This is a genomic window from Telluria sp. ZB4P36 (assembly GCF_059685865.1).
On record NZ_JCASIE010000003.1, the window covers coordinates 103,455 to 127,025 of the forward strand.

A 23,571-nucleotide genomic window follows, 5' to 3' on the forward strand; every position below is an offset into this window, starting at 1 on the left:
AACAAGGGCCAGGCCCCTCGCGGCATTGCCGCGAAGCGTCCTGGCCCTCATGGTACGCCCAATGTCGAAATTACAGCGTACGCGCCACTTCCGTGACTTCGAACACTTCCAGGACGTCGCCGACCTGGATTTCGTTCATATTCTTCAGCGACAGGCCGCACTCGAGGCCGGCACGGACTTCCTTCGCATCGTCCTTGAAGCGCTTGAGCGAGTCGATCTCGCCGGTCCACACGACGATGTTGTTGCGCAGCAGGCGGACCGAGGAGGTACGCTTGACCACGCCGTCGGTGACCAGACAGCCCGCGATCGCGCCGACCTTCGACACCAGGATGACCTGGCGAATCTCGACCTGGCCGGTGATGGTCTCGCGCTTCTCCGGCGCCAGCATGCCCGACAGTGCCGTCTTGATCTCGTCGATCGCATCGTAAATGATGCTGTAGTAACGGATGTCGACGCCGTTGGCTTCGGCCAGCTTGCGCGCCTGGGCGTCGGCACGGGCGTTGAAGCCGATGATGACTGCCTTCGACGCGACCGCCAGGTTGACGTCCGATTCGGTGATGCCGCCGACCGCCGCGTGGACGATCTGGACACGCACTTCCGAAGTCGACAACTTCTGCAGCGAACCGACCAGCGCTTCCTGCGAACCCTGCACGTCGGTCTTGACGATGAGCGGCAGGTTCTTGACTTCGCCTTCGGCCATCTGGTCGAACATGTTCTCCAGCTTGGCGGCCTGCTGCTTCGCCAGTTTGACGTCGCGGAACTTGCCTTGACGGAACAGGGCGATTTCACGCGCCTTGCGCTCGTCGGCCATGACCATGACTTCTTCACCGGCGCTCGGCACTTCGGTCAGGCCCTGGATCTCGACCGGAATCGACGGACCCGCGGTGCTGACCGGCTTGCCGTTTTCATCGAGCATCGCACGGACGCGGCCGAAGGAGGAGCCCGCCAGCACGACGTCGCCGCGCTTCAGGGTACCCGACTGCACCAGGATGGTCGCCACCGGACCGCGGCCCTTGTCGAGGCGCGCCTCGACCACCAGGCCACGCGCCGGTGCTTCGGCCGGTGCGGTCAGTTCCAGCACCTCGGCCTGCAGCAGGACTTGCTCCAGCAGGTCGTCGATACCGGTACCGATCTTGGCCGATACCGGCACGAATGGCGAATCGCCACCGTATTCTTCCGGCACCACACCCTCGGCCACCAGTTCCTGGGTGACGCGGTCGGTGTTGGCGCCCGGCTTGTCGATCTTGTTGATCGCCACCACCAGCGGCACGCCGGCGGCTTTCGCGTGGGCAATCGCTTCCTTGGTCTGCGGCATCACGCCGTCGTCCGCCGCCACCACCAGGATGACGATGTCGGTCGCTTTCGCGCCGCGGGCACGCATTGCCGTGAAGGCTTCGTGACCCGGGGTATCCAGGAAGGTGATCATGCCGCGCGGGGTGTCCACGTGGTATGCACCGATGTGCTGGGTAATGCCGCCGGCTTCGCCAGCAGCCACTTTCGCGCGGCGGATGTAGTCCAGCAGCGAGGTCTTGCCGTGGTCGACGTGACCCATGACGGTGACCACCGGGGCGCGCGAGGTCGCTTCGAACTCGGCGTGTTCGCCCTGGTCGGCCAGCAGCGCTTCCGGATCGTCCTCGGCAGCAGCGAAGGCCTTGTGGCCCATCTCTTCCACCAGGATCATCGCGGTTTCCTGGTCCAGCACCTGGTTGATGGTGCACATCTGGCCCAGCTTCATCAGCTGCTTGATGACTTCCGACGCCTTCACCGACATCTTGTGGGCCAGTTCGGCCACGGTGATGGTTTCCGGCACGTGGACGTCCTTGACGATCGCCTCGGTCGGGGCCTGGAAATTGGTTTCGCGGTCATCGCCGTGCGAACGGCGTCCGCCACTGCGGCCACCGCTGCGCCAGCCGTCACGGCCGGTGCTCGCGCCCGGGCCGCCACGGCCTTTCGGGCCGCTCGGCGCGCCACGCTTCTTGGCGTCGTCCGACCAGGTCGAGGAGACATTGGCCGACTTGATCGACTTCTTGTCGCCCGGCTTCTTGTCGCCCGCTTTCGCATCCGCCGGCTTCTTGTCGGCGCTGGCGGCAGGCTTGTGCAGGGTGCCGGCCGGAGCGGCCGGAGCCGCCGGCTTCGCGACCGGTTCCGGCGCCTTGATGACGCGGCGCGGCTGGCTCATCATGAGCTTGATCTGGGCCACTTCGTCGGCCACGGCCTTGCGTGCGCGCTCGGTAGCGGCAGCACGTTCGGCCGCTTCCTTGGCGGCTTCTTCCGCACGCTTCTTGGCTTCGGCAGCGGCGCTCTGGGCGGCTTCTTCGGCAGCAGCCGACGCCGGCGACGCAGGCGCCTGGGCAGCGGCCGCAGCCTTGGCCGCGGCAGCAGCTTCGGCCGCTTCGCGCTTGGCTTTGTCGGCGGCGTCACGCTTGGCCTGCTCTTCGGCAGCCTTGGCCTGTGCAGCCTCTTCCGCCTCGAGCTTGGCCAGGCGTTCCTGCTTTTCACGCAGGTCCGCTTCCTGGCGGGCGATCAGCTCGGCCTGGCGGCGCGATTCTTCCTCGCGGCGCGCCTGCTCGGCAGCGTCGATCACGGGCGCAGCTTCGGCCTTCGGGGTGGTGACCAGGTCGTCGCGCTGCACGAAGGTGCGCTTCTTGCGGACTTCGACCTGGATGGTGCGCGATTTGCCGCTGGCGTCGGCCTGCTTGATCTCGGTGGTTTCCTTGCGGGTGACCGTGATCTTCTTCTTCTCGCCGGTTTCGGCGGCGCCGTGGGTACGGCGCAGATGGTTCAGCAGCTTGTCCTTATCATCTTTCGACAAGGGATCTGACGTCGAACTTTTTTCGACGCCGGCCGAGCGCAGCTGTGTCAGCAGCAGGTCTGCAGGCATCTTCAGTTCGGTGGCAAATTGGGCTACGTTGTTACTCGCCATTCAGTCCTCTTTTCTATGTGTCGCTGAGATGATAAAGATTTGCAAATTACGCCTTGGCCGTTTCTGCCAGGCTCCAGGCTTTCGCCTGCAGCGCCTTGGCGCGGTCATCGTATTTGCTGTCGACCAGCTTCATCTCTTCGTCGGTCACATCATTAAATTCGTTCTTGATCAGGTCGCGGGCACGGTCCGACGACAGGGCCAGGATGGCGCCGAATTCGTCATAGGCGAGGCCCGCGAAGGCTTCGACCGTCTTGATCCCAGCCAGGCCGAGCTTGCCGGCGGTGGTGCGGTCCATGCCTTCCAGGGTCACGAGGGCTTCTTCCATCCCTTCGAGGCCTTCTTCGGAAGCGATCGCTTCGGTCACCAGCGCGTCACGGGCGCGGGTACGCAGCTCGTTGACGGTGTCTTCGTCGAACGACTCGATTTCCAGCATTTCGGAGATCGGGACGTAGGCGATTTCTTCAAGGCTCGAGAAGCCTTCATCCACCAGGATGTCGGCCACTTCCTGGTCGACGTCCAGCTTTTCCATGAACAGCACGCGGATCGCGGCGGTTTCCTGGGCCACCTTGTTGGCCGATTCTTCGGCCGTCATGATGTTGATCTTCCAGCCGGTCAGTTCCGAGGCCAGGCGCACGTTCTGGCCCGAACGGCCGATCGCGATCGCCAGGTTCTCTTCGTCGACCACCACGTCCATGGCGTGCTTGTCTTCATCGACCATGATCGAGGAGACATTCGCCGGCGCCAGGGCGCCGATGACGAACTGGGCCGGATCGTCCGACCACAGCACGATGTCGACGCGCTCGCCGCCCAGCTCGCCGGTCACGGCCTGCACGCGCGAACCGCGCATGCCGACGCAGGTGCCGATCGGGTCGATGCGCTTGTCGGCGGTGAACACCGCGATCTTGGCGCGCACGCCGGCGTCACGGGCAGCCGATTTGATCTGCAGCAGGCCCTGTTCGATCTCGGGTACTTCGAGTTCAAACAGCTTCATGATGAACTCCGGCGCGGTGCGCGACAGGATCACCTGCGGGCCGCGCATATTGCGGTCCACGCGCAGGATGTAGGCACGGACGCGGTCGCCGATGCGCAGGTTTTCCTTCGGGATCATCTGGTCGCGCGGCAGGCGCGCTTCGATCTTGCCCGATTCCACGATGGCATCGCCGCGCTCCATGCGCTTGATGGTGCCGGTGACCAGCGAATCGCCGCGCTCGAGGAAGTCTTGCAGGATCTGTTCGCGCTCGGCATCGCGCACGCGCTGCAGCACGACCTGCTTGGTGTCCTGGGCGAAGCGACGGCCGAATTCGACCGATTCGATCGGGTCTTCGATGTATTCGTCGACTTCGATGTCCGGGATCTGTTCCTTGGCTTCGAAGTGCAGGATTTCCTGGTCGGGCAGCTGCAGGCCGGCTTCGTCGGGAACGACGTGCCAGCGGCGGAAGGTCTCGAACTCGCCGGTGTCGCGGTCGATGCTCACGCGAATGTCGACCTCGCCTTCATAGCGTTTTTTGGTGGCTTGCGCGAGCGCGAACTCGAGCGCTCCGAAGACCACTTCCTTATCGACGTTCTTTTCGCGCGCGAGCGCATCCACCAGCAATAAAATTTCGCGACTCATGCTTTGCGACTCCTAAAATCCACCTGTGGCACCAAACGTGCCTTGTCCAATTCGGCCAGCGTAAATTCCAACAACGCTGCGCCATCTTTATTATCAAATTCCAGACCGACCTTGTCGCCCTCGACGCCGCGCAGGATACCGGTAAAGGTTTTCCGGTTCGCACTGCCCGGCATGGCGACCCGCAGTTTCACCGTGCATTCATGTCCGGCAAAACGCGCAAAGTCGGCCAGGGTCCGCACCGGGCGATCGAGGCCCGGCGACGATACTTCCAGCCGTTCGTAATCCACATTCTCGACGGTGAACACGTGCGTCAACTGGTGGCTGACCGTGGCGCAGTCTTCAACCGTGATCAGGCCCTTCTCTTCCACGACGTCAGCGGGGAAATCGATATACACGCGCAGGATGCCGCGCTCGCCCCGTTCGACGTCCACGAGTTCGTAGCCGAGGCCACTGACTGTTTTGGCGATGAGTTCAAACTGCTGCACGGCACTTCTCCAGGACTCGAAATCGATTTACCAAAAAAAAAATGGGCATCTGCCCATCTTTTTGTATTCACAACCCAACCAGATGAAAGCACTTGCACCAAGAAAATACTGGGAAGAACTTTGATTAGGCTGCAAATTATACAGTGATCCTGCTTCTCCCGCAATCACCGGGCCAAAAATGGACGGTGACTAGAGCAAAAAGCAACAGTTGGCAGGATGACCATAACGGGGCATGGGCTGCATTCTACGGTATTGCAGCATCCCGTGCCCGGCGACTCGGAATTTTTAGTCGATGCAGTGGCCGGCAGTGCCGGCCACTGCACCAGGCAGGATCAGCCCCGACGTCCGCGGCGCGGCAGGCCGTGCTCGGAACCGCGCGGTCCCTGGCCGCCGCGGCGTCCGCCGCCAGTGCCGGCGAAACCGAACGTGGTCTGCAGCGGGTCAGGCTGCTTCGGACGGCTGCTGCCGCCGCCGGCGTTGTTGCCGCCCCGCGCCTTGCCGCCCGCAGCACCCTTGGCGCCCTGCCCCTGCGGACGGCCGCCGGCGAAGCCGCCCTGGCCCTGGCCGCCCTGGCGCGGGACGCCGGCACGCACCACCGGCGGCCCGTAGGGGTTGACATTGCGGTTGGCGTCGGCGCGGTCGATGCGGTTGCCGTCGGTGCGCAGCTTGTCGTCGCGCTGCGGCTTGCCGCCCTTGCCCTTGGGTGCGTCGCCGCCCTTCTTCTCGACGCCGAAGGCGGCCATCAGGGACCGCACGTCGTTTTCTTCCAGTTCTTCCCAGCGGCCGCGCTTGAGGCCGGTCGGCAGGGTCATGGCGCCGTAGCGGGTACGGATCAGGCGCGAGACGGTCAGGCCGACCGCCTCGAACATGCGGCGCACCTCGCGGTTGCGGCCTTCGCCGATGACCACGCGGTACCACTTGTTGATGCCTTCGCCGCCGCCGTCCTGGACCTTCGAGAACGAGGCCAGGCCGTCGTCCAGCTCGACGCCGGCCAGCAGCTTCTGGCGCATGCCTTCTTCCAGCTCGCCCAGGGTGCGCACCGCGTATTCGCGGTCGATGTTGTAACGCGGGTGCATCAGGCGGTTGGCCAGGTCGCCCGAGGTCGTGAACAGCAGCAGGCCCTCGGTGTTGAAGTCGAGGCGGCCCACGGCCAGCCACTTGCCGGTCTTCATGGTCGGCAGGCGGTCGAACACGGACGGACGGCCTTCGGGATCGTCGTGGCTGACGATCTCGCCGGCCGGCTTGTGGTACACCAGCACGCGCGGCGGCTTGCTGTTGTTCACCCTACGCTGGATCAGCTTGCCGTTGATGCGCACCGCATCGGTCGGCAGGATGCGCTGGCCGATATGGGCCGGCTCGCCGTTCACCGACACGCGGCCGGCGACGATCAGGTCTTCCATGTCGCGGCGCGAACCCAGGCCGGCCTCGGCCAGCACCTTGTGCAGCTTCGGCGCGTCGTCGTCGGCCGTCAGGTCGCGGCGCACCGGCTTGGCTTGCGCCTTGCCGCGGCCGCCCTCGCTGGCGTCGTAGTCGTCCGAGGTCACGAAGGAGAACACGGCGTCGGCGTCGCTGCCCTTGCCGCCCTGCTGCTGCTTGCCCTGCTGAGGCTTGCCGTGCTTGCCCTGCTGCTTGGCGCCCTTGACCGGCTGGCCCTGCTGGGGACGCTGGCTCTGCAGGCCGTGCGGGTTCTGCTTGTTGCGCGGCTGGTTGCGGCCACGCCCTTCGCGCCTGGCTTCAGGCTGCGGCTGCTCGCCGCCGGCCTGGGCCGGAGCCTCGACCGGCGCTGCCTCCGCGGGTGCCTGGGCGGCCGCCTGCTCCTGCTGGAGGGCTTCACGCACCTGGCGCTTCTCGCGCATCTGGCGCGGGCCGCGCGGCTTGCGCTGCTCGGCTTCCGGCGCGGCGGCTTGTGCGGCCGGCGCGTCGGCGGCGGCTGCTGCGGCTTCCACCGGGGCGGCCTTGGGTGCGCGCGGCTTGCGCGCCGGCTTGGCTGCAGGTTCGGCTGCGGCTGCCGGCGCCTCGGCGGCAGCGGCGGCAGGCTTGCGGGTGCGCTTCGGTTTGGCGGCGGCTGCCGGCTCCGCGCTCACGGGCGCGGCATCCGGTGCGGCTGCGGCGGCGGCCGGCTTGCGGGTGCGCTTCGGTTTGGCGGGAGCGCCTTCAGCCTCGACGGGCTTCTCGTTCGGTTCAGTTGGGTTCATCGTTCGTATCTTTATTGTGCTGACCCGGCCCAGCGGCGATTGCCGTCTCCTGGTCAAGAATGGGGACGTCGACGGACGTGAAGTCCGTCTCGGTATCTGTCTCGGTGGCGTGCGCCGCGGCGTCCGCCCTGTCAAAGTTGTCGTTCAGCGCCGCTTCCAGCGCCTCGAGGCTGCGGCTGTCCGGCCCGTCGCTGACCGCCTGCAGCGGCGGCAGTTGCGACAGCGACGCCAGGCCCAGGTCGTCGAGGAATTGCTTGGTGGTGCCCAGCAGCGCCGGGCGTCCCACCACTTCGCGGTGGCCGACCACGTCGATCCAGCCGCGGTCTTCCAGCAGCTTGATCGTCTGCGAGTTCACGGCGACGCCGCGGATTTCCTCGATGTCGCCACGCGTGACCGGCTGGCGGTAGGCGATGATGGCCAGCGTTTCCAGCGTCGCGCGCGAATACTTCGGCGGCTTCTCGGGCGACAGGCGGTCGAGATAGGGCTTCATCTCGGGCCGGCTCTGGAAGCGCCAGCCGGACGCCAGGCTGACGATTTCGATGCCGCGCCCCTGCCAGTCCTGGCGCAATTCTTCCAGCAAGATCTTGATCGTGTCGCTACCGACGCCGGCATTCAGCTGGCGTCCGCTGGCGTCGACCTCGGCGAAGAGTTTCTTCATGCCGTGGATCGTCATCGGCTCGCGCGCGCACAGCAAGGCGGTCTCGAGGACGCGCTTGGCCTCGTCAGTATTCATGTCGCGGTGTCGTCACGCTTCGAATCGTATGCAAGAAATCAAAACAAAACCGATTTGGCGGATGCCAGCCACGGAGCCGATACCGGCCGCGGTGCGAGATGCTGCGCAAGATTCTGGAATCCGTGGCCCGGGCCGGAATGCGCCGGGCTGACAAAGGTGACAGGCTAGGCGCCCGTCACGGCTGCCCGCGTGCCAGGCGGGCGGTAGCTGTTGGTCTTTCAGGTGAAACGCGGGGCTCGTGGACTACGGGAGCCGAACGAATAAGGTCAGCGTTCCTGACAACTAAGGGCCATTGTAACCGATAAAACCCGGGAACGGACAAGGCGACGGCAGCAGCCGCGCACAAATGGCCGGTTCGATCAAGCGGCGGACAGTTTTTCCGACAGAATCGCCGACACGCCGAGGAAGGCCGGGTAGTCGGCCGTGATCACATAGGTCGGGACCTGGGCCAGGTAGGCGCTGAAACGTCCCTTCTGCTCGAAGCGGCGGCGGAACGACGAGTTGACGAAACGTTCGCCCAGGCGCGGCACGATGCCGCCGCCGATGTAGACGCCGCCCTGGGCGCCGAGGGTGATGGCCAGGTTGCCGGCGGCAGTGCCGAGCATGCCGCAGAAGACTTCCAGCACCTCGTCGCAGAGCGCGCACTCGCCGTCCAGCGCGCGGCGCGAGATCTCGGGCGCGGTCAGGCTGCCGGGACGGCCGGCACGGTCGCTCAATGCGCGGTAGATCAGTTCCACGCCGGCGCCGGACAACAGGCGCTCGCTGGAGACGTGCTCGAATTCGCGCCAGGCGTACTGGAGGATGGCGATTTCGGTATCGTTGACCGGCGAGAAGCTGACGTGCCCGCCTTCGCTGCGCAGCGCGGTCCAGGCCTGGCCGAAGGGGATCAGGCCCGATACGCCGAGGCCGGTGCCGGCGCCCAGCAGGCCGAGCGGCGCATCGGGCACGGGAGCGCCGCCGCCGACCTGGCGCTTGCGCTCGCCCAGATGCGGCAGCGAGCGCGCCAGCGCCGTGAAATCGTTGACGACCACCAGGGTGTCGAAGCCGCACTCCTGGCGCAGCGCCTCGATCGAGAAGGCCCAGTGGTGGTTGGTCATGCGCACCTGGTCGCCGGTGACCGGGTTGGCCATCGCGATGGCCGCATGGCGGATGCCCGTGCCGAGGCCGGCTACCTGCGGCAGCGCCAGGTAGGCGCGCACGGCGTCGGCCAGGCTCGCATGTTCCTGGCAGGACAGCACCTCGATGGCCTCGAAGCGGCCCGGCCCGGCTTCCAGCGCGAAGCGGGCATTGGTGCCGCCGATGTCGGCGAGCAGGCGAACGCCAGCATGGGTGGACGGATCGGGTACGAGGCTGGAGGGAGAGGCGGTCATTGCAGCTAATAAAGGAGCGATGACCAAGCTTACTAAACTTTGTAGTACTCTTACAAGTACATTTTGTAGTTTAGGTACAAGGTGTCGCTCCAGCTACTATGACTGCTGCATAGGCCAAGGGCATGAGAAGTAGTCGAACTACCTCAGCATGCTGCCGGCGCCAGTTCCGGATCGGCCCCGCGCTGGGCATTCCAGGCGTCCAGCCCGCCGCGCAGGGGCCGCGCGCGGTGGAAGCCGTTGGCGAGGAACTGCTTGGCCACCTCGGCGGCGGTGACGTCGTTCGGGCAGCTGCAGTAGATGACGATGTGGCGGTCCTTGTCGATGGAGGCCATCAACTTGTCAGGCACGCAGGACTGGAATACCACCGCGCCGGGAATCGCCGCTTCAAGCTCCTGTGCCGTCAGGCTGCGCGCATCGATGATGACCGGGTCGTGGCCGCCGTCGATCAGGGCCATCAGTTCGGCGATCTCGATGCGCGGCACCGCGCTGCGGGCGCGGTGGCGGCGCCGCTCGACGTACTTGACGGCGATGAACAGGACCAGCAGCGTGGCCAGCACCGACAGCGCGGTGCCGCCCATGGTCTCGAGCCAGCCGAGAAGCTCTTCGACGCCGTCATGGAACAGGATGCCGAGCAGGATGCCGGTGCCGCTCCATAGCGCCGCGCCGGTGCCCGAATAGGCGATGAACTGGCGCGGCCGGGTGCCGATGGCGCCCGACAGGGGCGCGGCGATGGTATTGAAGCCGGGGACGAATTTCGACACCAGCAGCGACTTGGCGCCGAAGCGGCGGAAACGGTCCTCGGTCTGGTTGACGCAGGAATCGGGCGACAGAGAGATCTTGCAGAGCAGCCGCAGGATACGCTTGCCGTAGAAGCGCCCGGCGCGGAACCAGAACATGTCGCAGATGAGGCAGGCGCCCACCGCTGACGCCAGGCAGAGTTCCCAGCTGAGCGTGCCGTCGACCGACAGCGCGCCGGCCACGATCAGGATCGGGAAGGCGGGAATGGGCAGGCCGAACTGTTCGACAAGGACGATGCCGAACACGATCAGCACACCATAAGTCTGGAGCAGGTCGACGAGCTGGGGCATCGCTGTAGTGTAGCTGACTTTCAGCGGCATCGCTGCCGCCAGGTGTTGTTTTACGGTTCACGCACCCCGTGGAATCGCCGCCAGCAGGCTGCGCGTGTAGTCGTGTTGCGGATTGCGGTATAACGCATCCGAATCCGCCATCTCGACCACGCTGCCATGGTGCATCACCATCACCTGGTCGGCGATATATTTCACTACCGACAGGTCGTGCGAGATGAAGATGTAGCTCATGCCGTATTCGTCCTGCAGGTCCTGCAGCAGGTTCAGCACCTGGGCCTGCACCGACACGTCGAGCGCCGACACCGATTCGTCGCACACCAGGATCTCCGGCTTCATGGTCAGGCAGCGCGCGATCGCGATGCGCTGGCGCTGCCCCCCGGAAAACTCGTGCGGAAAGCGGTGGAAGGCCTGCTCCGGCAGGCCGACGCGCCCGAGCAGCTGCTGCGCCATCTCCACCCGCTCGGCATCGTTGGCGCCGATGCGGTGGATGCGCATCGGCTCGAGCAGGATCTGGCCGACCGTGAAGCGCGGATTCAGCGAGGCATAGGGGTTCTGGAAGATGATCTGGATGCGCCGCTTGTAGGCCTGGTAGTCGCGGTCGGACATGGTGAAGAGGTCGCGGCCCTCGAACAGCGCGCTGCCGCCGGTGGCGCGGTGCAGGCGCAGCAGGGTCAGGCCGACCGTGGTCTTGCCCGAACCGGATTCGCCCACCACGCCCAGGGTCTTGCCGCGCGCCAGCGTGAAGGACACGTCCTTGACGGCCTTGAACTCGCGCTTCCCGAACAGTCCGTCGCGCAGCCAGAAACTCTTGGCCAGGTTGCGCACCTCCAGCACCGGTTCGTCGCCGGGCGCGCTGCCGCGCGTGCGCTGCGGCAGCCGCTGTTCCGGGGTGAATTTTCCGCTCAGGTAGTCGTCGATGACGGGCAGGCGCAGCGGCCGCTCGTCCAGCTTCGGACGGCAATGCAGCAGGGCGCGCGTGTAAGCGTCAGCGGGTGCGCCGAACACCTGCGCGGCCTCGCCTTCTTCGCGCACCTCGCCGTGGCGCATCACGATCACGCGGTCGGCGATCTCGCCCACCAGCCCGAGGTCGTGGGTGATGAACAGCACCGCCATCTGGTGCTTTTTCTGCAGGCGCGCGATCAGTTCCATGATCTGCTTCTGGATGGTCACGTCGAGCGCGGTGGTCGGCTCGTCCGCGATCAAGAGCTTCGGCTCGCAGGCGATCGCCATCGCGATCATCACGCGCTGCTGCTGGCCGCCCGACATCTGGCTCGGGTAGGCGTCGATTTTTACCGCAGGGTCGGGAATCCCGACCTCGGCCAGCAGTTCGAGGGTGCGCGCCCGCGCCTGCTTCGCGCCCATGCCCATGTGCCGGCGCAGCACCTCGCCCACCTGGTAGCCGACCGTGAACACCGGATTGAGCGAGGACATCGGCTCCTGGAAGATCATGGCGATGTCCTTGCCGCACAGCTTGCGCCGCTCCGCAAGGGGCAGGCCGAGCAGCTCGCGGCCTTCGAAGCGCGCGCTGGAACCCCGATGGACGATGGTGGTGTCGGACGGCAGCAGGCCCATCACGGCCAGCGAACTGACCGACTTGCCGCTGCCGGACTCGCCCACCAGGGCCACCGTGCTGTTCCTCGGCACGTCGAAGGAGACGCCCTTGACCGCCTCGACGCTGTTCTTCTTGTCGACGCGGAAGGCGATGCGCAGGTCGCGCACCTCGAGCAGGTTGTGGCTGGTGTCCGTCATTTGAGCTTCGGGTCGAGGGCGTCGCGCAGGGCGTCCGCGAACAGGGAAAAGGCCGTCACCAGCAGGGCCATCGCGCTGGCGGCGGCGGCCAGCTGCCACCATTTGCCCAGGATGAGTTCATTCTGCGCCTCGTTCAGCATGCTGCCCCAGGACACCACGCCGACCGGCACGCCGAAGCCCAGGAAGGACAGGATCACCTCGGCCTTGATGAAGCCGACCACCAGGATCGACATCTGCACCAGGGCCACGTGCGAGACGTTGGGCAGGATGTGGCCGAACATCCGGCGCCAGCTCGACGCGCCGATGGCGTCGGCCGCCATCACGTACTCGCGCGCCTTGTGCTTGATGTACTCGGCGCGCATCAGGCGGTAGGGCCCGGTCCAGCCGGTCAGGCCGAGGATCAGCACGATGGTCGTCACCCCTTTCTGCTGCAGCACCGCGGCCACCGTCAGGATCATCAGGATCGAGGGAATCGACGTGAAGATGCTGTAGAACCAGTTGAACAGGTCGTCCACGACCCCGCCGTAGAAGCCCGACAGCGCCCCGAACAGGGTGCCCAGCGCCACCGCCACGAAGGCCGCCACCAGGCCGACCACGATCGAGGTCTCGCCGCCCTTGATGGTCTTCTTGACGATGTCGTGGCCCCACTTGTCGGCCCCGAAGGGCAGCGTGGTCGCCTTCGCCACCGGCGGATGGCTGGCGCGGACCTGGGCCTTCAGGATGGCCAGTTCGGCGGCCAGCGGGTCGAAGGCGTTCGGCGGCGTCTCGCGCGGCAGCTGGGCCGCGGCGAGCGCGCGGGTACCGGCATCCGCGCCGATGAAGGCCGGTGGCGCGTAGTTGACCGCCACCTCGTCTTCCCAGTCGCCGGCCACCAGGCCGGCAAAGGACAGCAGCAGCATCAGCAGGAAGCCCGCCACCACCGCCAGCGCGGCCATGGCGACGCGGTCGGCGCGCAGGCGGCGCCAGGCCAGCGCCCACAGGCCCGGGGATTGCATGGCCGGCGCCCTCATTTCAGCTGCACCCTTGGGTCCACCGCCTGGTACAGCAGGTCGGCCAGCAGGTTGAACACCATGGTCGCGGCGGCGACATACACGGTGATCGCCTTGATCACCGGGAAGTCGCTGCGCTCGACCGCCAGGATGACTTCGCGCCCGATGCCCGGGATGCCGAAGAAGCGCTCGAGCAGGAAGGCCCCGATCAGCAGCGCCGGCAGGTTGGCCATGACGTGGGTGATGATCGGGATCGCGGCATTGCGCAGCACGTGCACCCAGACCACGCGCCGTTCGCTCAAGCCCTTGGCGCGCGCGGTGCGCACATAGTCCTGCCCCACTTCGTCCAGCACGAAGCTGCGGTACAGGCGCAAGGTCGGCGCGATCGACACCGCCAGGCCGATGATGATCGGCAGCAGCGCATAGCGCAGCAGGTTCTCGCCCAGGCTGTCGCCCCAGCCCTGCACCGGGAACAAGCCGAGCTTGTAGGCGAACACGTACTGGAACACGATGATGTAGACCAGGATCGAGATCGACATGCCGACCGTGCAGGCGACCATCACGGCGCGGTCGGTCAGCGAGCCGCGCACGAAGGCGATCGCCAGCGCCAGCGCGATGCCCAGCACGGTTTCCAGGATGGTGAGCGGCACCAGCACCGTCAGCGAGGGCCCGAGGCGGCTGGCGATGATGTGCGACACCGGCTCGCCCGTGCTCCAGGCATTGCCGAAATCGAAAGTCAGGATCTGCTGGATGAAGATCCACAGCTGCACCGGATAGGGCTGGTCGGTGCCGAGCTGGCGCCGGATGTTCTCGATGGCGGCGGTATCGGCCATCTTCCCGGCCAGCAGGTAGGCCGGGTCGCCGCCGACCCAGTTGAACAGCACGAACACCAGCAGCACCACCCCGAGCATGGTCGGCAGCATCTGCCAGAGCCGGCGGACGATAAAGCTAAGCATGGAACTCCTCAGGTGGGCGGTGCCGGTCGGGCGGGCCGAAGGGCGTAACGATAGCGCATATTCTGCCGCCTTGGCAGCCTGCCATGCCGGTCCCGGCCCATTCCATTTTATTTCCAAGCCATAACTACAACGCGTCCGCTTGTAAAGACATTTTTGCAAATAGTTGTATTTTAGACTTGTACATACGATTCAATTGACAACGTATGTATGCGAATGTTTTTATTGCTTTGTAGTAAAAGATGCCGTTTCTTTACCTTGACGGCAATGATATCGACACCTCTCCGTGGCCGGCCTCAGAACAAGAGCCGCGGAGCTAACCCCGGGAAGCTCAACATGATGGTTGAAACAGTAATCTCTCGTTCAGTTCGATTGATGTTCGCAGGGGGCATGGCGTTCGCCGCCACTGCCTATGCGCAGGACGCGCAGCAAACGACGGCGGCCGAAGGCCAGCAACTGCAGCGTGTGGAAGTGACCGGTTCGCGCATCGCGACCGCCAACCTGGAAAGCGTCAGCCCGGTGACCGTGGTCGGCGCCAAGGACATCAAGCTGGAAGGCACGCGTTCGGTCGAAAACCTGCTGAACAACCTGCCCCAGGTGTTCGCCGACCAGGGCGGCTCGATCTCGAACGGCTCGTCCGGCACCGCGACCGTCAACCTGCGCAACTTCGGCGCCGACCGCACCCTGGTGCTGGTCAACGGCCGCCGCCTGCCGGCCGGCTCGCCGCGCAATACCGCAGCCGACCTGAACCAGATTCCCGCGGCCCTGATCAAGCGCGTCGAAGTGCTGACCGGCGGCGCATCGGCCATCTACGGCTCGGATGCGGTCGCAGGCGTCGTCAACTTCATCATGAACGACAGCTTCCAGGGTGTGCAGCTGGAGACCAACTACGCGTTCTACAATCACCAGCAGAAAAACGACATGGCGGCCGATGCTGTCAACCGTCGCAAATTCCCGCTGCCGGACGACAAGACCGCCGACGGCAAGATCAAGGACGCCAACCTGCTGATGGGCGGCAATTTCGCCGAAGGCCGCGGCAATGCCGTCGTCTTCTTCGGCTACAAGAAGGAAGACGCGCTGCTGCAATCGGAGCGTGACTTCTCGGCTTGCTCGCTGGGCAACTTCAGCGCGGCGCAATACTTCAACTGCGGCGGCTCGGGCACCAGCTTCCCTGGCCGCTTCTTTACTGCGGCCGGCCAGCGCACCGTCGCCGACGCGGCCGGCAACACCCGCCCGTACGTGGCCGCGACCGACCAGTACAACTTCGGTCCGCTGAACTACTTCCGCCGTCCGTCGGAGCGCTACACCTTCAGCAGCTTCAGCCGCTACGACATCAACGACCAGGCCCGCCTGTACGCCGAGGCCAGCTTCCACGACGACAGCACGGTGGCGCAAATTGCACCGTCCGGTCTGTTCGGCTTCGATGCCTCGGGCGCGAATGCCATTCGCTTCGAGAACCCATTGCTGACCCCGGCATGGCGCCGCGACCTCGGCCTGACCGGTCCGGGCACCACCGCCGACGCACTGATCTTCCGCCGCAACGTGGAAGGCGGCGGCCGCCAGGATGACCAGCGCCACACTTCGTACCGCGGCGTCATCGGCGTCAAGGGCGACATCGGCAACTGGTCCTACGATGCCTTTGCCCAGATGGGCAAGGTGCTGTACTCGGAAACCTACTTCAACGACTTCTCGATCCAGCGCTCCGGTCGCGCACTCGACGTCGTCACCGGCCCGAACGGCCAGCCGGTGTGCCGCAGCACCCTCGACGGCACCGACCCGAACTGCGTCCCGTATAACATCTGGCGCCTGGGCGGCATCACGCCGGAAGCGCTCAAGTACCTGCAGACCCCGGGCTTCCAGAAAGGCAGCACCTCGCAGTCCGTACAGGGCCTGAACCTGTCGACCGACCTGGGCGAATACGGCATCAAGCTGCCGACCAGCAGCAAGGGCATCGGCCTGGCGCTGGGCTGGGAACATCGTACCGAGAAGCTCGACCTGGCCACCGACACCGCCTTCGAGACCGGCGACCTGGCCGGCCAAGGCGGCCCGACCCTGGGCGTGGCCGGCCAGTTCAGCGTGCGCGACTATTATGCCGAAGCACGTATTCCGGTGTTGGAAAAGCTCCCGTTCGCGGAAGCCCTGACCCTGACCGCGTCGGCCCGCCGCTCGGACTACTCGACCGGCCAGAAGACCAACTCCTTCGGTGTGGGCGCCGAATGGACGCCGGTACAGGCTGCCAAGGTGCGCTTCAGCTACCAGCGCGCAGTCCGCGCAGCCAACGTGGTCGAACTGTTCACCCCGCAAGGCCTGAGCCTGTACAGCATGGCAGCTGACCCGTGCGCCGGCGCCAAGCCGACCGCCAGCCTGGCAGAGTGCCAGCGCACCGGTGTGACTGCCGCCCAGTACGGCAAGATCGAAGACAGCCCGGCGGGCCAGTACAACCAGATCACCGGCGGCAACACCGCGCTGGCGCCGGAGGAATCGGATTCGTACACCCTTGGCCTGGTGCTGACCCCGATGCGCAACCTGAGCGTGACGATCGACGCCTTCGACATGAAGGTGGACGGCGTGATCGACGGCCTGCCTGCGTCGACGACCCTGAGCCAGTGCCTCACCACCGGCGATCCGAAGTTCTGCTCGCTGATCACCCGTGACCGCCTGGGCAGCCTGTGGGCCCTGCCGACCGCGCAAGTCGTTGCCACCAACCAGAACCTCGGTATGCGCTCGACCCGCGGCATCGACCTGGGCGCGAACTATGGCATGAAGCTGGCAGGCTGGGGCAACCTCGACCTGTCGTTCATCGGCACCTACCTGGACGAGTTCAAGTCGGAAGACTTCCCTGGTTCGGGCGAGTACGATTGCGCCGGCCTGCACGGTTCCACCTGCGGCACTCCGCTGCCGAAGTGGCGCCACAAGATCCGCGCCGTCTGGGGCACCCCATGGAGCGGCCTGGAGCTGGGCGTGACCTGGCGTCACATCAACGCGGTCAAGCTGGATGCCACCAGCGACAATCCGCTGCTGAAGACCGCGTTCCAGCCGGTCGATGCCCGCCTGGGTGCGCGCGACTACGTCGACCTGGTCGGCCAGTATGCGTTCAACAAGAACCTGACCCTGCGCGCCGGTGTCAACAACGCGCTTGACCGTGATCCGCCGCTGAGCGGCATTACCGCTGCCACCTTCGGCAACGGCAATACCTACCCGCAGGTCTATGACGCCCTCGGCCGTCATATCTTCCTGAACATGACCGTCAAGTTCTGATACGGCGGCTTGAATGAAAACGGCGCACTTCGGTGCGCCGTTTTCATTGTTCCCGCGGGCTGCGTGCGACGCTTGATTGCACCTCGAGCATCAGCACGTCATTCCGGCCGCACCCTCCTCTGCTTCACCGCCTCCGCCAAGCCCTCCAGCACCCCGATGCTGGTGTCCCAGTCGATGCAGCCGTCCGTCACCGACTGGCCATAGGTCAGCTCGCGGCCCGGCACCAGGTCCTGGCGGCCGCCCACCAGGTGCGACTCGATCATCACGCCGACGATGCGGTCGTCGCCGGCGGCGATCTGGCCGGCGATGTCGGCGCACACCGGCACCTGGTTCTGCGGGTTCTTGCTGCTGTTGGCATGCGAGGCATCGATCATCAGGCGGCTGGCCAGGCCGTTGGCCGCCAGCTGGCGGCAGGCCTCTTCCACGCTGGCCTTGTCATAGTTCGGGGCCTTGCCGCCGCGCAGGATGATGTGGCAGTCCTCGTTGCCGGCGGTCGACACGATCGCCGAGTGTCCGCCCTTGGTCACGGACAGGAAGTGGTGCGGCTGCGAGGCCGCCTTGATCGCATCGGCCGCGATCTTGATGTTGCCGTCGGTGCCGTTCTTGAAGCCGACCGGACAGGACAGGCCCGAGGCCAGCTCGCGGTGCACCTGCGATTCGGTGGTCCGGGCCCCGATCGCGCCCCAGCTGATCAGGTCGGCGATGTACTGCGGGCTGATCACGTCCAGGAATTCGGTCCCGGCCGGCAGGCCCAGTTCGTTGATGTCGCGCAGCAGCTCGCGCGCCATGCGCAGGCCGTCATTGATGCGGAAGCTGTTGTCCATGTAGGGATCGTTGATCATGCCCTTCCAGCCGACCGTGGTGCGCGGCTTCTCGAAGTACACGCGCATGACGATCTCGAGTTCGCCGGCGAAGCGCTGGCGCAGCGGGGCCAGGCGGCGCGCATACTCGAGGGCCGCCTTGGGGTCGTGGATCGAGCACGGGCCGACCACCACCATCACGCGGTCGTCCTGGCCGTGCAGGATGCGGTGCAGTGCCACGCGCGCGCCGGCGGCGGTCTGCTCGGCGGCCGGGGTGACCGGGAACTCGCGGATCAGGTGCGCGGGCGGCGTCAGTTCCTTCATTTCGCGGATGCGTAAATCGTCGGTGCGAGGCATGCTGTACTCCGTATCGTGTTGGCTGGGGCTGAAAATAAAAAAACCGCCATCGCTGGCGGTTTGTCTGGATTTGCGTCGGACTGTTCTGATGTCGCGTGAACCTGCCGCTACTCCACCGCCAAGGGGCTGGAATGGCTAAAGTAAAAATAGCAGGTAAAGAAAACGTGCTGGCGCATGAGAAGTCCGTGATGGTCTGGTGACCTTGTTCGCCTGACTATAACGCCATTATGTAACGGTTGGCAAGGCATTTTCGGGGAGTCGCGCAGCACGACACGCGGAATGCCGCGACCAGATCTGGCAAGCGGTTGCGGGAACCCCACAACTGTTCCCTGCCTTTTGGCGCACCTTGAGCGGTATCAGTCGCCGTTCATCCAGCGCTGCGAAAGTCGCTTCAAGCCCCCGACGATTCCGCGCCCTTCTTGTGTTCTCACAAGAAAAAACTTTTGGTCACTTGATTGCAATCAAGCGCGGAGGCTGCGGGAAGAACCCCAACCACTGGAGTCCGGACATGACTGAAACCCTGCTCGCGCGCGCCCTGCGCCGCATCTTCGCCGGCGGCGGCGCCGTTGGCCTGGCGCTGTTGGCGGCGCCCCCCGAACTGCTGGCGCAGGAGGCCGCGCCCAAGCCCGTCGCCCGCGTCGAAATCACCGGTTCGAACATCCGTCGCGCCCAGGCCGAAACCGCCTCGTCGGTGCAGACCGTGAACCGGGCCGACATCGAGCGCTCGGGCAAGACCACGGTCGCCGAACTGCTGCAGACGCTGGCCGTCGACAACTCGGGTTCGGTGCCGACCACCTTCGGCGGCGGCTTCGCCTCGGGCGCCTCCGGCATCTCGCTGCGCGGCCTCGGCACCGCCTCGACCCTGGTGCTGCTGAACGGCCGCCGCATGGCGCCCTATGGCCTGGCCGACGACGGCCAGAAGGTCTTCTCCGACCTCAACGTCATCCCCACCGATGCCGTCGAGCGGGTCGAGATCCTGAAGGACGGCGCCTCGGCCATCTATGGTTCCGACGCGATCGCCGGTGTGGTCAACATCATCCTGCGGCGCGACTTCCAGGGCACCACCGTGCGCGCCATGGCCGGCACCGCCACCGCGGGCGACGGCCAGCACGCCAACCTCGCCGCCACCTGGGGCAAGGGCGACCTCGACACCGACCGCTACAACGTGCTGCTCAACTTCGAATACAAGAGCACCGACGAAATCTGGAACCGCGAACGCGGCAACCGCGACTGGGTCGGCAAGGGCGACCTGCGGCCCTGGGGCTTCTCGGCCCAGGAAGCGCTGGGCGGCACCGGCGCCATCACCGGCAACAACGCGTCCGGCAGCGCCATCAACGGCAACGTGCGCAACCCCGACACGCTCAACTACTACAATCGCGGCAATCCGGCCGGCGTCGGCTTCACCCGCTTCTTCCCGGCCGCGGCCTGCAGCAACTTCACCAACCATCCCCAGGGCGACCCGGGCGGCGGCTGCCTGATCGACGCCCCCCACCTGTACAGCCAGGTACAGCCCGACCAGGAATACGTGACCGTGTTCGGGCGCGGCACCTTCAAGCTCAACCAGGACATCGAAGCCTATACCGAACTCAACCTCTACCACAGCGAGAGCCAGTCGGGCACCACGCCATCCACCATCAGCGCCAACCAGGGTTATCCGGGCGGCCCGGTGAGCGGCGCCGGGGCCGCCTTCGGGCCGACCCACCCCGACAACCCGTATTTCGGGCGCGAGGCGCGCCTGCGCTACCTGGCGGCCGATGTCGGCCCGCGCGTCTCGAACATCGATTCGAACTTCGTCCGTGCGCTGGTCGGCGCGCGCGGCAGCACCGCCGGCTGGGACTGGGACAGCTCGCTGCTCTACTCGCGCAACAAGGTCACCAACCAGCGCACCGGCTACCTGCAGCGCGACGCCACCTTCGCCCTGCTCAATCCCACCCCGGCGAACGTCGCGGCCGCCATCCTCAACAACCCCGGCTACCGCGCGCTGCCGGTCGGCACCCTGTGGCGCATCGGCGAGAACGCCGGCCTGAATTCGCCGGCCGTGTATGCCGCGCTGTCGCCGCGGATCGCCAACGACGCCCACACCGAAGTGGCCCAGGTCGACGTCAAGGCCTCGCGCGAATTCGGCAAGCTGCCGGGCGGTGCGCTCGGCGTGGCGGTCGGCGCCGAGTTCCGCCACGAGTCGGCCGAGCTGGAACCGACCTCCGGCACCGAACGGGGCAATATCATCGGCCTCGGCTATTCCGCCTATGACGGCCAGCGCAACGTGAGCGCCCTGTACGGCGAAGTGCTGGCGCCGGTGTGGCCCGGCGTCGAGCTGACCGGCGCCATGCGCTACGACCACTTCACCGATGTCGGCGACGCCTGGACGCCCAAGGTCGGCGTGAAATGGACGCCGCTGCGCAGCTTCGCCCTGCGCGCGACCTGGGCACGCGGCTTCCGCGCACCGAGCCCGGCAGAGAACGGGGTCGGCGGCCTGGCCGCCTTCTCCACCGCCGAGGACCCGCTGCGCTGCGCCCTGGGCGTGGCGGCGGCCTGCAACCCGGCCAGCATCGCGCTGATCACCTCGCCCAACCCGGCCCTCTCCCCCGAGCGTTCGAAGAGCTGGAACATGGGCGTGATCTGGGACCCGCTGCCGCGCACCAGCCTCTCGCTCGACTTCTGGGAGATCAAGCGCAAGAACGAGATCAACCAGGAACAGATCGATGCCGCCATCCTCGCCGGGCGCGTATCGCGCGACCCCAGCACGGCCCAGGCAGGCATTCCGGGCGACCCCGGCGCCATCACGGCGGTGCTGGCCAGCTACGTCAACTCGGCCCAGACCAAGGTACGCGGCCTCGACCTCGACGCGCGCCACAGCCTGCCGCTGCCGAACAACCTCGGCAACCTGGTGTTCGACGCCAAGTGGACCCACCTGGTCAAGTGGCTGCGCACCGAGCAGGACGGCACATCACGCGACTTCGCCGGCACCCACGGCAACTGCGACGTGACCAATTGCGTCGGTACGCCGGACAACCGCGCCAACCTGCGCGCCACCTGGGAACGCAGCAATTTCCGGGTGTCGGCCAACCTGAACTACCGGGGCCGGATCGACAACACCCTGTTCAAGGACGACCCGGACGGCTGCGCGACCCATTTTGCCAACGGCAACGATGCCCCGACCGACTGCGAACTGGCCTCGTTCACCACCGTCGACCTGGTGTTCCGCTGGAAGCCGGAGCCGCGCTGGGAAGTGTTCGGCTCGATCCAGAACGTGTTCGACAAGCTGCCGCCGCTGGATCCGCTGACCTACGGCGCGGTGTCGTACAACCCGCTCGACTTCAGCGGCGCGATGGGCCGCTTCTTCACCCTCGGGGCGCGCTACACGTTCTGAACGCCGCGACGAAAAAAAGCCGGCCTCACGGGCCGGCTCTCCTCGACAGGCGAATGCCGCGTCAGGCGGTACCGCCGACGGTCACGCCGTCGATGCGCAGGGTCGGCTGGCCCACGCCGACCGGCACGCTCTGGCCTTCCTTGCCGCACACGCCCACGCCCGAATCCAGACGCATGTCGTTGCCGATCATCGAGATATTGTTCATCACTTCCGGGCCGTTACCGATCAGGGTCGCGCCCTTCACCGGATAGCTGATCTTGCCGTTCTCGATCATGTAGGCTTCGCTGGCCGAGAACACGAACTTGCCGTTGGTGATGTCGACCTGGCCGCCGCCGAAATTGACCGCGTACAGGCCGTTCTTCACCGACGCCAGGATTTCTTCCGGATCCTTGTCGCCCGCCAGCATATAGGTGTTCGTCATGCGCGGCATCGGCAGGTGGGCGAAGGACTCGCGGCGCGCATTGCCGGTGACCGGCATCTTCATCAGGCGCGCGTTCATGGTGTCCTGGATATAGCCCTTCAGGATGCCGTCCTCGATCAGGGTGGTGCACTGGGTCGGGTTGCCCTCGTCGTCCATGTTGAGCGAGCCGCGGCGGTCTTGCAGGGTGCCGTCGTCGACCACGGTGACGCCCTTGGCCGCGACGCGTTCGCCGATGCGGCCGGCGTAGGCCGAGGAGCCCTTGCGGTTGAAGTCGCCTTCCAGGCCATGGCCCACCGCCTCGTGCAGCAGCACGCCGGGCCAGCCCGGGCCGAGCACGATGGTCATCGGGCCGGCCGGCGCCGGACGCGCTTCCAGGTTGACGCAGGCCGACTTCACCGCTTCGCTCGCATACTTGTCGAGCAGCTCGTCGCTGAAGTAGCCGTAGTCATAGCGTCCGCCGCCGCCGGAGGAGCCGACTTCGCGGCGGCCGTTCTGCTCGGCGATGACGGTGACGGACACGCGCACCAGCGGGCGGATGTCGGCCGCCAGCACGCCGTCGCTGCGCACCACCAGCACTACGTCGTATTCGCCGGCCAGCCCGGCCATCACCTGGACCACGCGCGGATCCTTGGCGCGCGCCATCTTCTCCACGCGCTCCAGCAGTTTCACTTTGGCGGTCGCGTCGAGCGAAGCGAGTGGATCGTGCGGCAGGTAGAGCGAGCGGCCGCCGGTCGGGCGCGCCGCGCTGGCGATCTTCACCTTGCCGCTGCCGGCGCGGGCGATGGTGCGGGTAGCGGCCGCCGCATCCAGCAGCGCCGCTTCGGAAATGTCGTCGGAATACGAAAAAGCCGTGCGCTCGCCCGACACGGCGCGCACGCCGACGCCCTGGTCGATCGAGAAGCTGCCGGTCTTGACAATGCCTTCTTCCAGGCTCCAGCCCTCGCTCTTGGTGAACTGGAAATACAGGTCGGCGTAGTCGACCTTGTGCGTGAACATCGAGCCCAGCGCATTCAGCAGCTTGCCCTCGTCGAGGCCGAATGGCGTCAGCAACACGTCGCGTGCGACAGCCAGGGAAGAAAGGTTCGGTTCGAATGGTTTCATTTTGCGTTCGGTCGTTCGATTGGAGAAGGCATTGTGCCATAAGCGGCCGCTTCGTATCGGACAGGAGCCGCAGCAAACATAATGAGGGTCAGCGTCGACATTGAGCACGATCCCGAGAGAAATTGCGCGGAGTCATGAAACCACCGGTTCTTGGCAAATAATTCGAC

General features: G+C 66.0%; 14 protein-coding genes. 2 read left to right on the forward strand and 12 right to left on the reverse strand.

What is annotated here, in order from left to right; genetic code table 11:
* Window positions 1-70: 70 nt before the first annotated feature.
* From infB to AC56LK_RS05845, 10 genes are all read right to left on the reverse strand, one after another.
* Window positions 71-2,923, reverse strand: a complete 2,853-nt coding sequence (gene infB, locus AC56LK_RS05800) for a translation initiation factor IF-2 (RefSeq protein ID WP_497183621.1) — start codon at window positions 2,921-2,923, stop codon at window positions 71-73.
* Window positions 2,924-2,969: 46 nt separating this feature from the next.
* The gene (nusA, locus tag AC56LK_RS05805) at window positions 2,970-4,535 is read right to left on the reverse strand and encodes a transcription termination factor NusA (protein WP_497183622.1); all 1,566 of its coding nucleotides are present in this window, start codon (window positions 4,533-4,535) and stop codon (window positions 2,970-2,972) included.
* Window positions 4,532-5,020 carry a ribosome maturation factor RimP gene (gene rimP, locus AC56LK_RS05810; protein WP_497183623.1) on the reverse strand — a complete coding sequence of 163 codons (489 nt, stop codon included), beginning with the start codon at window positions 5,018-5,020 and terminating at the stop codon, window positions 4,532-4,534. The genes nusA and rimP overlap by 4 nt, the downstream gene beginning before the upstream one ends.
* A 332-nt stretch (window positions 5,021-5,352) precedes the next feature.
* The gene (gene rluB, locus AC56LK_RS05815; protein ID WP_497183624.1) at window positions 5,353-7,215 is read right to left on the reverse strand and encodes a 23S rRNA pseudouridine(2605) synthase RluB; all 1,863 of its coding nucleotides are present in this window, start codon (window positions 7,213-7,215) and stop codon (window positions 5,353-5,355) included.
* A complete protein-coding gene (gene scpB / locus AC56LK_RS05820; protein ID WP_497183625.1) occupies window positions 7,202-7,948 on the reverse strand; it encodes an SMC-Scp complex subunit ScpB in 747 nt (248 codons plus the stop codon). Before scpB ends, rluB begins: the two co-directional genes overlap by 14 nt.
* A gap of 359 nt (window positions 7,949-8,307) precedes the next feature.
* Window positions 8,308-9,318, reverse strand: coding sequence for a glucokinase (locus tag AC56LK_RS05825; protein WP_497183626.1), 1,011 nt, complete (start codon window positions 9,316-9,318; stop codon window positions 8,308-8,310).
* A gap of 143 nt (window positions 9,319-9,461) precedes the next feature.
* Window positions 9,462-10,436 carry a rhodanese-like domain-containing protein gene (locus tag AC56LK_RS05830; protein WP_497183627.1) on the reverse strand — a complete coding sequence of 325 codons (975 nt, stop codon included), beginning with the start codon at window positions 10,434-10,436 and terminating at the stop codon, window positions 9,462-9,464.
* A gap of 27 nt (window positions 10,437-10,463) precedes the next feature.
* Window positions 10,464-12,155, reverse strand: a complete 1,692-nt coding sequence (locus AC56LK_RS05835) for an ABC transporter ATP-binding protein (protein WP_497183628.1) — start codon at window positions 12,153-12,155, stop codon at window positions 10,464-10,466.
* Complete coding sequence (locus AC56LK_RS05840; protein WP_497183629.1) at window positions 12,152-13,150, reverse strand: ABC transporter permease; 999 nt, start codon at window positions 13,148-13,150, stop codon at window positions 12,152-12,154. Before AC56LK_RS05840 ends, AC56LK_RS05835 begins: the two co-directional genes overlap by 4 nt.
* 11 nt (window positions 13,151-13,161) lie before the next feature.
* Window positions 13,162-14,100, reverse strand: a complete 939-nt coding sequence (locus tag AC56LK_RS05845; RefSeq protein ID WP_497183630.1) for an ABC transporter permease — start codon at window positions 14,098-14,100, stop codon at window positions 13,162-13,164.
* A 387-nt stretch (window positions 14,101-14,487) separates the two neighbouring features.
* On the opposite strand from AC56LK_RS05845, the gene AC56LK_RS05850 reads away from it, so the two are divergent.
* Window positions 14,488-17,355: a TonB-dependent receptor domain-containing protein gene (locus tag AC56LK_RS05850; protein WP_497183631.1), complete on the forward strand. Its 2,868-nt coding sequence runs from the start codon at window positions 14,488-14,490 to the stop codon at window positions 17,353-17,355.
* Between the two features lie 98 nt (window positions 17,356-17,453).
* Here AC56LK_RS05850 and aroG read toward each other — a convergent pair whose 3' ends face one another.
* Window positions 17,454-18,512, reverse strand: coding sequence for a 3-deoxy-7-phosphoheptulonate synthase AroG (aroG, locus tag AC56LK_RS05855; RefSeq protein ID WP_497183632.1), 1,059 nt, complete (start codon window positions 18,510-18,512; stop codon window positions 17,454-17,456).
* Window positions 18,513-19,020: 508 nt separating this feature from the next.
* Between aroG and AC56LK_RS05860 the strand changes: the two genes are divergently transcribed.
* Window positions 19,021-21,882: a TonB-dependent receptor gene (locus tag AC56LK_RS05860; protein ID WP_497183633.1), complete on the forward strand. Its 2,862-nt coding sequence runs from the start codon at window positions 19,021-19,023 to the stop codon at window positions 21,880-21,882.
* A gap of 61 nt (window positions 21,883-21,943) precedes the next feature.
* Here AC56LK_RS05860 and tldD read toward each other — a convergent pair whose 3' ends face one another.
* Window positions 21,944-23,404, reverse strand: a complete 1,461-nt coding sequence (gene tldD / locus AC56LK_RS05865; RefSeq protein ID WP_497183634.1) for a metalloprotease TldD — start codon at window positions 23,402-23,404, stop codon at window positions 21,944-21,946.
* Between the last annotated feature and the right edge of the window lie 167 nt (window positions 23,405-23,571).